Below are 12,828 nucleotides of genomic sequence, written 5' to 3'. Positions count from 1 at the left end.
TAAGTGGGAGTAGTTCAATAGACCATCGAACAGAAGAAACCAGTGATTGGCGATATTTTGCTTTGGATAACCTTCCCCATTTCTTTAATGAACAATCAGAAAAAATGGCACAAGCAGTGATTGATTATGTGGAAAAGAATTCTAAATAAAATTATTGTAGTTATTTTTTGTAAGTGATATACTAAGAAAAAATTAAAAGGAGACCTAATAAAATGAAGACTTGTTGCTGTTGTATGTCAAAATAACTAATGATTAAATCAGATGGATTTTCTCATTAGTTAGCCAATTCGCTAAATACTTGGGGAAATTCATACTGATAACAGCACTTTTTTCGATATTTTATTAGATCAAAAAGAGACCAGTAGCTATCAATATGAATAGTTACTGGTTTTTTTTAACCGAAAATTTAACGATTGTTGCTAAAGTAAATTAACCAAGTATTATTTTTATCAATTACATTATTAATCTAAGGAGATTTAATTATGAAAAAGAAATATATTATTGGAGCATTAATTGCTATTTTTGGAGTCATCTTTATTTTTAGTTTCGTTATTAAGCCAAAGCAATCAGAAACGAATACAATTCGGCTAGCGTCATCACCAGGTCCTTACAGTGATTTATTCTTAAAAGGGGTCAAACCAATTTTGGAAAAAGAGGGCTACAAGGTTAAGAACCAATCTTTTAGTGATTTATCTTTAGCTGATGTTGCCATCAATAATGGTGAAGCTGACTTAAACGTTGACCAACATACTGCTTACATGGATAACTTTAATAAAGAAAAGCATGCACACTTAACTGCTTTAACTAAGATTCCCACGGTGCCAACCGGAATTTATCCTGCAAAGAAGCATAGCTTAAAAGAAGTTGCAAAGGGTGACACGGTTGCCATTCCGAATGATCCATCTAACATGGCTCGGGCTTACAATGTGTTAGTTAAAGCCGGGTGGATTACCTTGAAAAAAGGCGTTGACCCAATCAAAGCCACCAGTAAAGATATTGCCACTAACAAATATGATTTAAAGATTACGGCAATGCAAGATGTGCAAATTCCACGGTCACGTTCTGATTTTGATTATGTCATTTTACCAGGATCAACAGCTTACCCAGCTAAAATTTCAACGAAGACGATGCTCATTTCTGAAGACATCAAACCTGACTACTACTTAGTTGCCGCAGTGAATAAGCAAGATAAAGACAAGAAGTGGGCCAAAGTAGTTGATAAGGCTTACCACTCAAAAGCATTTAAAGAATACCTTCAAAAACATAACAAAGATAGTTTTTGGAATATCCCTAAGGGTGAATAATTAGATTATAAAAAGAACTTATGCTGATATTTAATCGGCGTAAGTTCTTTTTGATTAAGCTTATTTAAATTCATTTTGGACAGGCTGCCCATCAATAATGTCGAGCACATCATTCAAACTAATTTCCACCATGTTTTGAATGGCCATATTAGTATAAAAACCAATGTGGGGTGTAATCATGACATTTGGCATTGCATGTAACGCATTGAAATTTTGATTAGGAATTGGCCGACCTTGAAAGTCTTTATCAAAAATTGCTGCTTCACCTTCCACTGTATCGAGTGCAGCTCCCGCAATTTCTTGGTTTTGTAAGGCTGCAATCAAGGCTTCGGTTACAACGACTGGGCCACGAGCAGCATTAACTAAAAAGGCATCATTTTTCATGTGTTTAAAAGCATCCGCATCCAACAAACCCCTGGAAGTCTCATTCAAATCAACGTGAATATCAACGACATCAGCTTGTTCGAGCAATTCATTCTTAGTGTCTACGTAGGTCAAGACGTCTTTTAATTCTTCATGATGAACGGGATCAAAGGCAATGACTTTGGCTCCTAAAGCATGAAATAAGCGAGCGGCAAGCCCACCAATTCGTCCCGCTCCAATAATTCCGACAGTTAAAGTCCGAATTTCTCGGGCAATCGGACCACGTAGTTTGTAATCGTTGTTATCACTTCGTTTTTCGACAATTTCGAGATTCCGAATTAAACGCATTGTTTGGGCAACTGACATTTCTGCTACTGAATGGGGTGAGTAAGCGGGAACGTTGGTAACGATTAAACCAGCTTGATAAGCTGCATCCAAGTTAATTACATCAACTCCAGCCGTTCTTGTGGTAATTTGTTTGATTTCCATGTCAGTTAATTTGTGATAAATGGTATCGTTGTCACTAATCGGTCCACGTTGTTGAATCACAATTCCGTCATATCCCTTGGCTAAGTCAACGGTCTCATCATGAAATTCGTGATTGGTAGTATCGACTGTTACATGATGATCTTTGCTCCATTTTTGGATGGCTGGTTGTTCATCATCACGTACACTGTACATTAAAATTTTTGGCATTATCTTTTCCCCTCATTTGCGACGTATTCTTTAATATTGTGAATGGCTTTTTGTAAGTTTTCCATGGAAGTGGCATAACTAATTCGAACGTAGCCTTCACCACCAGGACCAAATGCACTTCCTGGAACTACGGCAACTTTTCCTTTCCGAGCTAAGTCGTAAGCAAAGTCCATACTATTTTGGATTAAATTAGCGGGAATTTTAGCAAAGATGTAGAAAGCGCCATCTGGGTTAGCAATTTCAAAGCCAAGTGCTTTGAGTTCTTGGTAAACGTAATCACGCCGTTTTTGGTATTCGGCTTTCATAGCAACGGCATCATCTGAACCATTTTCTAATGCTTCGGCAGCGGCAAATTGAGCATTAGTCGTTGGCGAAGTAATTGTGAATTGATCAATTTTTTCTAACTGACTCGTGATGTCTTTTGGAGCCGCCATAATTCCAATTCTCCATCCCGTCATCGCATGTGATTTTGAGACTCCATTTAGTAAAATTGTTTGATCTGGTAGTAAATTAGCAATCGAAACGTGTTTAGCATCGTAAGTTAATTCACTGTAAATTTCATCCGAAATCACGAAAATGTCGTGTTGTTTTAAAATAGCAGCTAATTCTTTAAGAGCTGCTTCATTGTAAGTCTTTCCCGTTGGATTAGAAGGGGAGTTTAAAACAATTGCCTTAGTTTTAGGATGGTCTTTTAAAGTTTGTTTTAACTGTGCAGGTGAAAGTACGAATCTCGATTTGGAAGTGTCCATGAAGACTGGTTTAGCACCACGCAATAAAGTAATTGGAATGTAGAGGGGAAAAATGGGAGTTGGAATTAAAACTTCATCGCCAGGATTTAAAATCGAAGTTAAAGCCGTGTAAATTCCGCCAGTAGCTCCAGCTGTGATAATAATTTCAGTTTCCGGATCATAGTTTAAATCGTATTTGCTGTTAAGAAAAGTAGCGGCTGCTTCCCGGAGTTTTTTGGTTCCTTTAGTGGGAGCATAGTGACTTTGATCATTGTTAATACTATTAATCGCTGCTTCTTTAATGTGTTCGGGAGTGGCGAAATCTGGTTCACCTAAAGTTAAAGGAATAATTCCCGGAATCTGACTGACTTCGTCATTGAATTTTAAAATGGCAGATGGTGACAATTGCAACATTTCGTGGTTCATTTTACTAACTAAATCTTTTGACATGATTTTTCTCCTTTATTTGTAATCTAATTTGAGGTCGTCTGACTTTTGGAAATGTAATTTATCGGTGAAGACGTAGCGACTGATGAAACCCAGTGTAATTGGTAAAACAATGAATAAAATTACGACCATGATTAAGTGAAAAATCGTTGCATGCGGATGGGCATCGAGGTCAGCTAAAGGATCAACTAATCCGGATAATCCAAATCCTGCACTAACAGGTGTTCCCTTAATGTTGAAAATTGCGCCTAAACCACCTAAAATTCCGGCATTTATAATAGAAGGAATTAACAATTTAGGCTTGGCTAAAATGTTAGCCATTTGAATCTTCGGGGTTCCAATGAAATGAGAAATTGTCGTTCCAAAGGAATTTGATTTAGCTCCCGCAATGGCAATCGCGAATGAAACTGCAATAATTCCTAAGTTGGCTGAACCAGCCGCAATTCCATTAATTCCAATTGCAGTTGCGATTCCAACTGAACTAATAGGGGAAACAATGAGAATAGCAAAGCAAATTCCAATTAAAATTCCCATTAAAACTGGTTGTAGTCCAGTAATTCTTTCAATCCCTAAACCAAATGCCATTGTAAATTGATTGACAGGCTTAAGAGTTAACATTCCAATTCCACCACCGATTAACATGGTTAAAGTGGGAAGTAGTAGAATCGTTAAATCTTTAAGTTTTTTACCTAAAAAGATAATTAATATGTAGGCAATGGCGATTGTAATTCCGATGTTTAAAACATTTCCACTTCCGTTAGCTGTAATAGTTCCGTTAACGACATGAGCATTTCCGGCACCAATCGTGGCTGCTAAAGCGAGTGAAGTAGTTTGAATTGGAGTAAATTTAGCCAACATTCCGACACAGACGGCACTTGTCGCAGGAAGAATCATGGCAGATAAACTGGTTAGGACTAAGACGAAACTTAAAAATGGGGCATGGGGCAGCAATGGTTTTATAATTGCGTTTAAAATAGCTCCTGGAACTAAGGCAACGATAATTCCAATTGCCATTCCATTTAAAATGTTTAGAGTATGTGCTTTAATTTTACTTTTCATAGTTAAAAATTCCTTTCGTAATAAAAAAATCCCAGTTAGTTAAGGAAAACTAACTGGGATTACACACACTCGTTATCGGAAAAATTATTATCCAATCTGTGATGAACCTAGTTAGAATCCTTTGGGTATCTAACCAGGCAACCAAAAATTACCTTACTTAGATACGTTGTCATACCAAGCAAAGTAAAAATAAAAACTAGTTTGATTTATCATTTGACTGTTCATAATAATATTTCCTCTCTTTATTTGTTATTAGTATTAAACTATTAATTCTAAGCTATGTCAACAACTTTATAAAAAAAATCTCAGAATTTATTTCTGAGATTTTTTTGATTAAACTAATTCATTTGCACAAGTACCAGTTTCTAGCACTTCGTGAAAATTTTTATAACTAACTGAAATCATATCTTCTAGAGCAGGTTTAGTAAATGAACCAACGTGTGGGGTCACAATTACATTTGGAAATTGGTCCATCATTTTGTAAACTTCAACATTAGGTAAATCGCTTAATTTTGCGAAATCTTTTCCGAAAATGTCACCTTCATCAACTAATACATCAGCACCATAACCACCAATTTTGTGGTTAATTAAAGCATCTGTGACTGCTTCCATGTTAACGACTTGAGCACGAGCAGTATTAATTAAGATAGCATCATCTTTCATCATTTCTAATTCTTTTGTATCAATCATGTTTTCTGTATTACCAGGAATGAAAGGAACGTGGAGTGAGATGATATCTGATTCTTTAAGAAGTTCTTCTAAACTAACTAAATCAACGCCGTTTTTAACGGGTTCGTTATCTGGTTGTTTATCGTAACCAATAACTCTAGTGCCCATTCCAGCATATAAACTAGCTTCAGTTGCTCCAATTCGTCCACAACCAATAATTCCAACAGTTGAACTATGGATTTCTCTACTAAAGTAAGAATCGAGAACTTTGAAGTTACCGTCATGAGTGTTAGTCATTTCAGCACTGACATTTCTAAATAAAGTCATTCCTAAAGTCATAGCTAATTCTGCCACGGCATATGGTGAATAACCAGGTACTCGAGCTACTTTGATGCCTAATTCTTTCGCAGCTTTAAGATCAACATGATCAAAACCAACGGTACGAGTAAAGACATAGTCGATACCCCAGCTCTTAAATTTAGCTAGGTTTTCTCGATCACCAACGCAGGTTCCCCGAAGTAAAACTGCATCAGAACCTTTTGCATCAATGGCATTTTCATGACTTAACATCTCTGGAACAAGGTTTAATTGATAATTGTAAATATTTAATTTTTCAAAGTATTGAACTTCAATGGGTCTTACACCGTAAGCGGTGATTTTCATAAGTGTTGACTCCTAACTATTTAAGTAATCCGGCACTGTTAATAACTTGTAAAAGGGCAATCCAAATTGGCATCATGATTACGGCTAATACGGTTGATACTAATGATGCATTAGAAGCAAGAATGGCATCCCGATTAAAACTAATTGCATATGCTGATGCAACGGTTGCAGTTGGAGTAGCCATCATAATTACCATGGTAGCGATAGCAACGAAACTTAATGGAAGAACACCCATTGCTGAAAGAGCACCAGTAGCTACAAGAGTAAATAAAGGAACTAAGATAACTTTGTTAAAACCGTAGTACCATGAAATTTTGCTTGAAGCAGCTTGACCAAATGAGATTGAACCAAGGGTAACACCAATTGATAACCAAGCAAGTGGTGAAGCTAATTGAGCTAAGTAGTTTAATGGTTTCCAAATCCATAATGCAGTTTGGTCAATTCTGAAGAATGCAACAGAATGCATTCCAGCTTTGGCATCTACTACACCTTTAACAAAGGTTGGAACAGTAACTTGTGGTGCATAAGCTTGAACAAGCCAAAGGAATAAACCTAAGAAAGTTGCAATTACAATTGGGTTAAGAAACATTTTTTTAATGTTTTTCATTTCCATTTTCAAACCAGACATTTTGATGTAGGCGTATGAATAAAGGAAAACTCGGTAACCAATGTTAAAAATAGAACTGTACATGATTCCTTTAGGTCCAAGAACTGCACCAACAATCGGAATTCCGAAGAAAGTGGTTGAACCAAAAGTAGTCAAAATTCCCATTACTTCACGTTGATCTTTGTTAATTCTAGCGTATAGAAGTGGGGCGGCAAACATCAAAATGATGATGATTAAGAATCCCCAAACTAAAACTCCGATTCCCTCAGAAAGTGTTTTACTATCAATGGGTGCCATAAATGAATTAAGGGCAAGAGCTGGAATGGCAACAGTTAAGGTAACTTTTGCTAAATTCTTTCCAAATTGTTCTGAAAAAATGTTTTTCTTACGAAAATAAAATCCAAGTAAGATGATAAAAATAGTTGATGTGATAGCACTAACAATGCTTGGGTTAGTTAGTGTTTTCACGAATGCTTCTGTAATACTCATGTTTATTCCTCCAAAAGTGTATTTTTATATTGATGTAATCGCATATATTACTGTTATAACTTTATTTTATCATAGATATTAATATAATTGGATACTTCTTGTAATATAGCTGCATATTCAACTATATTATTTTAAACTATGACTAAAAAGCGAGGTAAAATAATGGAAATTAAACAAATTGGATTAAAAAATCTAGCGGAATTACAAAAAATTAGTCGCATTACTTTTGCTGATACATTTGGAGCAGAAAATTCAGATGAAGATATGAAAAAGCATTTAGATACAGCTTATAGTTCAAGTCAATTAACGACCGAAATTGATAATCCTAATTCTTTTTTCTATTTTGGTTATGTTAATGGTAAGTTAGCAGGTTATCTAAAACTTAATGTTGACGATGCCCAAAGTGATGATGAAGGTCAAAATTGTTTGGAAGTAGAAAGAATTTATATTTTACCGGATTTTAAACGACAGGGACTAGGTAGTAAGTTAATTGAAGTAGCAGAACAAATTGCTAAAGCGAAACACAAGTCTGAGATTTGGTTAGGCGTTTGGGAGGGAAATCCTGCTGCAATTGCTTTTTATCAGGCAAAAGGATTTTGTCGAACTGGACAACATATTTTTACACTGGGCAACGATCGTCAAACAGATTATATTATGAAGAAAAGAGTTTAATATGGAAGAAACTGAAATTTTAAAAACTATTGGAGGCATTAATCATGCCTTGGATTTCATTGCAAATGTTGAATTTCGAAAACTGGATTTGACGAAGGGAAAATACCAGTATTTGAATCGAATTGCTGAATATCCTGGCATTACCCAAACGGAATTGGGTGAATTACTTCGTTCTGAAAAATCAACGGTTTCGCGAGCTGTTTCTAAGTTGATTAAAGATCGATTAGTTATTGCTGAATACTCCGAAAATAACAGTAAAAGTCGACATTTGAAGTTAACTGAAAAAGGGCAAAGCTATGCAGAAATAATTGAGCGAGAAAACCAGTATTCGACGGAAACGGCCTTACATGGGCTGAGCAATGAAGAAATTAAACAGCTAAATGATTTATTAAATAAAGTTGATGAAAACATTAAATTATCCTGGATGAAAGTTCGAGATGGATTTAAACGTGAATACTAAGAGATAAGTTGTATAATTGCGCTAAAGAAGGCCAGGGGGCAACTTATGACAGTCAATTTATAAATCACCAATTTAGTTAAAAAGTTTGGTAACTTTGAAGCCTTGAAGGAAATTAATTTAGAGTTAAATAGCGGAGAAGTTTTAGGATACATTGGACCTAATGGGGCAGGAAAATCGACCACAATTCGATTGATTCTTGGAATGTTAAAACCAACTTCTGGTTCTATCAAAGTTTTTGGCAAGGATGCCTTTACTGATGCGGCTGAGATTCACAAAAGAATTTCCTATATTCCAGGGTCTGTTTATCTATGGCCCAACTTAACTGGTGGAGAAACAATTGATATGCTTTTGGCTTTGAGCAACCAAAAACATACTGCTAAGACGGGTCAATTGATTCGAGATTTTAACTTAGACATTACTAAGAAAAATCGTGATTATTCCAAAGGTAATTTACAAAAAGTTGCGTTGGTAGCCACATTTTCTACTGAAGCAGATCTTTATATTTTTGATGAACCAACTTCAGGACTAGATCCTTTAAATGAAGATATTTTTCAACAAAAATTACTAGATTTAAAAAATGAAAACAAAAGTATCTTGCTTTCTATTCATATTTTGTCAGAAGTTGAACGGGCCGCTGATCGAATCGCGGTCATTAATGCTGGGCAGATTATTCAAAGTGGTACTCTAGCGGAACTACAAAATGTTGCTAGTTCTGAAGTAGAGGTTACTACTAAAGTGCCAGCAGATCAGTTAGCTAAATTTGCGGGTGTGACTAAATTTACTGAATTAAATTCAAGTAATAGTTATGGCTTTTCCATTAAAGTGGCTGATTTAGAGCCTGTCATGACTTATTTAACGAAAATTGGGATTAAGAATCTTAGTATTCAACGCCCATCTTTAGATGAACTTTTCTTGAAGTATTACAATGTATGGGAGGAAAAATAAGTGAACCATTTTAGTAAAACTTTTTTTCTAACTCGTTTCTATTTACGTAAAGACTGGGTTACTTTAGTTAGTTGGCTAGCTCTAATACTACTTATGACAGTTGGTGTAGCAGCAATTTATCCAAGTGTCTATCCTAATTTGAATAATCGAATCGCAATTATAAATACCTTGAAACTTCCTTCGATGAGAGCCATTCTAGGACCCTTGCAAAATTCAACAACCTCAATTAGTAATATCTTTGTAAGTGAATTGAGTCTTTGGATGATGTTGTTAGCGGGAATTTTTGCAATCATACTAGCAAATGGAAATACGCGAAAACAAGAAGATAACGGGTTATTAGAAATTATGCAAGCACGGTGTGTAGGACGATTTGCCCCATTGTTGGCAACTTTTAATGAACTGATTCTAATTAATGGACTAACAACCATATTGATTGGGAGTGGCTTAAACATTCTTAATTTAACTGGGTCAAATGGAGCGGGTAACTGGTTATTTGCTAGTTTAATTGGAGTCGCAGGTTTATTATTTGGATCATTGACCATTTTATTAGCTTAATTTGGGCAAACGGATTACCAATGCTGGTTTTATTAACTTTAGCCACAGCCATCATTGTCTGGCTTCCTAAATTTGGAAAAGCGATTTGGGGCGTTCTTTATGTAGTGATTTTGTTGAATTATTTTGGCAGTCTATTTAAAATAAAGCACTGGATTATCGAAAGTACTATGTTTGGCCTGATTAAACGGAATTTTAGCCATCCATTGGCAACAGAACAGATTTGTCTAATGGTAGGAGTTGAGTTAATTTTATTGATAGCTTCTTGGGAACATTATCGTAAAATTGATTTGTAACAAAAAAGTCGAATTCATTCGTTGTTAAAAACGAGTGAGTTCGACTTTTTATTTTGTTAGCTATGCTTTGACTAAATTAATTAAAATATCAGTGACCTTTTCCATGGCCTCTAAACTAGCAAATTCATATTGACCATGGGCGTTTTCACTACCGTTAGTCAAATTAGGAGTTGGTAATCCTTTAAAAGTGATTTTAGAACCATCCGTTCCACCACGAAACGGAATGATAGTAGGGGAAATGCCGGCTTCTTGAATTGCAACTTTAGCATGATTAACAATTTCGGGAGAAATTAATTCTGCCATATTAAAGTATTGATCTTTAAACGTAACGGCAACACGATTAGCATGATACTTTTGATTAATCTGTTTAGCAATTTCAATAAAAACATCTTTTTTATGTTTAAATTCAGATTTGTCAAAGTCCCGAATGATGTAGTCGATTGCTGCATAATCAGGGGTGGCTTGCCAGTTAGTAGCAAAGTAAAAACCTTCGCGACCTTCTGTAAATTCTGGTCGTTCTCTAGCTGGAATTTGATTCTCGAATTCGTTAGCGAGAGTGATAGCACTCACCATTAAACCTTTTGCGGTAGACGGATGAACACTCGTCCCTTGAATTCGAACCTTTGCTTCTGCTGCGTTAAAAGTTTCTGCATTAATTTCACCAACGGCACCAGTATCGAGAGTGTAGGCCAAATCTGCTCCAAAGTCTTCAACATTAAAGGCGTCTGCACCTTTACCAATTTCTTCATCAGGGCCAAAAGCAATTTTAATTTCGCTGTGTTTTAACTCTGGATGAAGATTTAGATAATCAATTAAAGCCATGATTTCAGCGATTCCAGACTTATCATCAGCACCTAACAAGGTTGTACCGTCAGTTGTGATGAGTGTGTCACCAATGTAGTTCTTTAGATGAGGAAAATCATTGGGACTTAAAATTGTTGTTTTGTTTAATTTGAGATTGTGACCATCATAGTTGCGATGAACTTGAGGTTGAACATTACTGGCATTGAAATCAGCAGTGTCAACATGTGCAATTAAACCAATTACGGGGAGTTGCGCTTTAACATTTGCTGGAATGGTTCCAAAAACAAAACTACCATCACTAAAGTGAACATTTTCTAGATTTTTACGTTTTAATTGATTGGCTAATTTTTCTAATAAAACAGTTTGTCCCGAAGTAGTGGGAGTTTCTGTTTTTGAAGCGTCAGAGCGAGTGTTAATTTTGACGTAGGATAAAAAATCGTTTAGTAAATTTGGATGTTTTGCCATTGGATTAACTCCTATTTAAGTTTAATGTCCCAAACAGTTATTTGAGTCTTACCGTATAGTTTCTTGTTTAAATCTTTGGTAGTTTGAGTTTGGTAAGCTTTAACATATTCTTTGTAAAGTTTATTGTTTTTATCAGCTTTGTTAGCAGCAATTACGTTAATCCATTTTGCAGAAACCTTGTTAACTGGTTCAACATAAATGGCTTTGTTAGGATCAAGTCCAGCGTTAGCAGCAAAATTACCATTAACGTATGAAGCAGCAACATCGGGAAGACTTCTAGCANTTTGACTTGCATCAACTTCTTTGATGTTTAGATTTTTTGGATTACTGGTAATATCTTTAACAGTTGCAAGTGATTTGTTAGGAGCTAATTTGATTAGTCCAGCACTTTGAAGAATGTAGAGACCACGTGATTCGTTGGTTGGGTCATTAGGGATGGTAATGGTTGAACCAGGTTTGATGTCTTTGACATTTTTAACTTGTTGAGAATAAATCCGACCTTGTTCAATGATAGTTTTACCAATTGGCACAATATCAGTATGATGAGCTTTATTCCAAGCATCCAGGAAGGCTACGTGTTGGAAAGAGTTTAAGTCAACTTCGTGTTCGGTTAACGCTTTGTTAGGTTGAGAATAATCAGTGAACTTTTTGTAAACTACATGAATTCCATATTTATCTTTAGCAGTTTTGGCAACTGATTCATAGAGTTCATCATCTTTCTTTGATCCATTTATGATTCCAACGGTCACTGTTTTGTTTCCTGCTTCTTTTTGAGAATTATGGAAGAAACTAAAATAAGCAGCTAACCCAATTAAAATAACTACGACTGCTGTAATACTATATTTGATACTTTTTTTCATGATAATACTCTCCTTTAAATAATAAAATAATTTAAAAAAATAAATAAATAAAAAACAGCCGCCCTAATTAAAGGACGACTGTTTGTCGTGATACCACCTTAGTTCGCTAGACCCGTTAAGACCCAACCTCAGTAGATTGCACCAAATAAATTGGAATAATCTTGTACTGATATCGGGCACAAAACCGTTATTAGCTTGTCGAAACTCACTAATAATCCGAAACCTAGTCCATCTTCTAAAGCTAAAATTGATTCCTTTGCACCAAACAGGAACTCTCTAAACAAATTTCCACTTTGTACTCAACTGGTAAAACGGTTAATATTCATTTGTTTTTTATGATGTTATTAATATAAAACTTAGATAATTAACTGTCAAGCGTTTTTTAAAATTTTTGTTAATTAATTTATTTTATATTAAGTTTTGTATATAGTTATTGTTCGGATTTGAATCTCTTTTCAGGTGGGAGCCAAAAGGTTTTGAGGTCTTTTTTCTGTTCAATTTTGAAATCGATGATTTTCTTGAATAGATTAGATGGGATACGTATATCATAGGGAATCTGGATGGTTTTATGACCATGCTTAAGACCTATAGCTTCTATTTCTGGAATGAAGTGTTTCACAATTTCTTGACCCTCTAATCCAATACTATAGTGATTTTTCGCCACATTAAAACCAGTAATGTAAGAATTATGGTCTAAAAACATGGGTTGGTTGTATTTCATTATAAACTTGGATTGAAGTCAATATTTG

Annotated in this window: 14 protein-coding genes and 1 pseudogene; 6 read left to right on the top strand and 9 right to left on the bottom strand. The window is 35.3% G+C overall.

Going from position 1 to position 12,828, the window contains the following annotated elements; genetic code table 11:
- Positions 1-482: 482 nt before the first annotated feature.
- Positions 483-1,304 (top strand): MetQ/NlpA family ABC transporter substrate-binding protein, encoded by an 822-nt coding sequence (locus tag FD36_RS05560; protein WP_056958651.1) that lies wholly within the window; start codon positions 483-485, stop codon positions 1,302-1,304.
- Between the two features lie 60 nt (positions 1,305-1,364).
- On the opposite strand, the gene FD36_RS05555 is transcribed toward FD36_RS05560, so the two are convergent.
- From FD36_RS05555 to FD36_RS05535, 5 genes are all read right to left on the bottom strand, one after another.
- Positions 1,365-2,363: a D-2-hydroxyacid dehydrogenase gene (locus FD36_RS05555; protein ID WP_056958650.1), complete on the bottom strand. Its 999-nt coding sequence runs from the start codon at positions 2,361-2,363 to the stop codon at positions 1,365-1,367.
- A complete protein-coding gene (locus FD36_RS05550) occupies positions 2,363-3,541 on the bottom strand; it encodes an aminotransferase class I/II-fold pyridoxal phosphate-dependent enzyme (RefSeq protein ID WP_056958648.1) in 1,179 nt (392 codons plus the stop codon). The genes FD36_RS05555 and FD36_RS05550 overlap by 1 nt, the downstream gene beginning before the upstream one ends.
- A 12-nt stretch (positions 3,542-3,553) precedes the next feature.
- Positions 3,554-4,597 (bottom strand): PTS sugar transporter subunit IIC, encoded by a 1,044-nt coding sequence (locus FD36_RS05545; protein ID WP_056958646.1) that lies wholly within the window; start codon positions 4,595-4,597, stop codon positions 3,554-3,556.
- A gap of 333 nt (positions 4,598-4,930) precedes the next feature.
- Positions 4,931-5,929 carry an NAD(P)-dependent oxidoreductase gene (locus FD36_RS05540; RefSeq protein ID WP_056958644.1) on the bottom strand — a complete coding sequence of 333 codons (999 nt, stop codon included), beginning with the start codon at positions 5,927-5,929 and terminating at the stop codon, positions 4,931-4,933.
- A 16-nt stretch (positions 5,930-5,945) separates the two neighbouring features.
- The gene (locus FD36_RS05535) at positions 5,946-7,025 is read right to left on the bottom strand and encodes an AEC family transporter (protein ID WP_056958642.1); all 1,080 of its coding nucleotides are present in this window, start codon (positions 7,023-7,025) and stop codon (positions 5,946-5,948) included.
- A gap of 162 nt (positions 7,026-7,187) precedes the next feature.
- Between FD36_RS05535 and FD36_RS05530 the strand changes: the two genes are divergently transcribed.
- The 5 genes from FD36_RS05530 (at position 7,188) to FD36_RS05510 (ending at position 9,950) form a co-directional block, all read left to right on the top strand.
- Entirely contained in the window at positions 7,188-7,697 is a 510-nt protein-coding gene (locus FD36_RS05530; protein WP_225361975.1) for a GNAT family N-acetyltransferase, read from the top strand.
- A 1-nt stretch (position 7,698) separates the two neighbouring features.
- On the top strand, positions 7,699-8,157 hold the full coding sequence (locus FD36_RS05525) for a MarR family winged helix-turn-helix transcriptional regulator (protein WP_056958639.1): 459 nt from the start codon (positions 7,699-7,701) through the stop codon (positions 8,155-8,157).
- A gap of 102 nt (positions 8,158-8,259) precedes the next feature.
- Positions 8,260-9,102 carry an ABC transporter ATP-binding protein gene (locus FD36_RS05520; RefSeq protein ID WP_420896808.1) on the top strand — a complete coding sequence of 281 codons (843 nt, stop codon included), beginning with the start codon at positions 8,260-8,262 and terminating at the stop codon, positions 9,100-9,102.
- Positions 9,103-9,657, top strand: coding sequence for a hypothetical protein (locus FD36_RS05515; RefSeq protein ID WP_056958634.1), 555 nt, complete (start codon positions 9,103-9,105; stop codon positions 9,655-9,657).
- Between the two features lie 20 nt (positions 9,658-9,677).
- Positions 9,678-9,950 carry a hypothetical protein gene (locus FD36_RS05510; protein ID WP_056958632.1) on the top strand — a complete coding sequence of 91 codons (273 nt, stop codon included), beginning with the start codon at positions 9,678-9,680 and terminating at the stop codon, positions 9,948-9,950.
- Between the two features lie 60 nt (positions 9,951-10,010).
- On the opposite strand, the gene pepT is transcribed toward FD36_RS05510, so the two are convergent.
- The 4 genes and pseudogenes from pepT to FD36_RS07075 form a co-directional block, all read right to left on the bottom strand.
- A complete protein-coding gene (gene pepT / locus FD36_RS05505; protein ID WP_056958630.1) occupies positions 10,011-11,219 on the bottom strand; it encodes a peptidase T in 1,209 nt (402 codons plus the stop codon).
- An 11-nt stretch (positions 11,220-11,230) separates the two neighbouring features.
- Positions 11,231-11,501, bottom strand: a pseudogene (locus FD36_RS06930) (MetQ/NlpA family ABC transporter substrate-binding protein); the annotation flags it as partial.
- Position 11,502: 1 nt separating this feature from the next.
- The coding region (locus FD36_RS05500) for a MetQ/NlpA family ABC transporter substrate-binding protein (RefSeq protein ID WP_235803515.1) at positions 11,503-12,079 on the bottom strand (577 nt) is incomplete at its 3' end.
- Positions 12,080-12,509: 430 nt separating this feature from the next.
- Positions 12,510-12,800 carry a DUF1801 domain-containing protein gene (locus FD36_RS07075; protein WP_056958626.1) on the bottom strand — a complete coding sequence of 97 codons (291 nt, stop codon included), beginning with the start codon at positions 12,798-12,800 and terminating at the stop codon, positions 12,510-12,512.
- Positions 12,801-12,828 lie beyond the last annotated feature (28 nt).

Origin of the sequence: Fructilactobacillus sanfranciscensis DSM 20451, assembly GCF_001436035.1 — a bacterium.
In the GTDB taxonomy this organism is placed as follows: Bacteria; Bacillota; Bacilli; order Lactobacillales; family Lactobacillaceae; genus Fructilactobacillus; species Fructilactobacillus sanfranciscensis.
The sequence above is the reverse complement of the archived record's forward strand: the minus strand, read 5'-3'. Positions and strand labels throughout refer to the sequence as shown.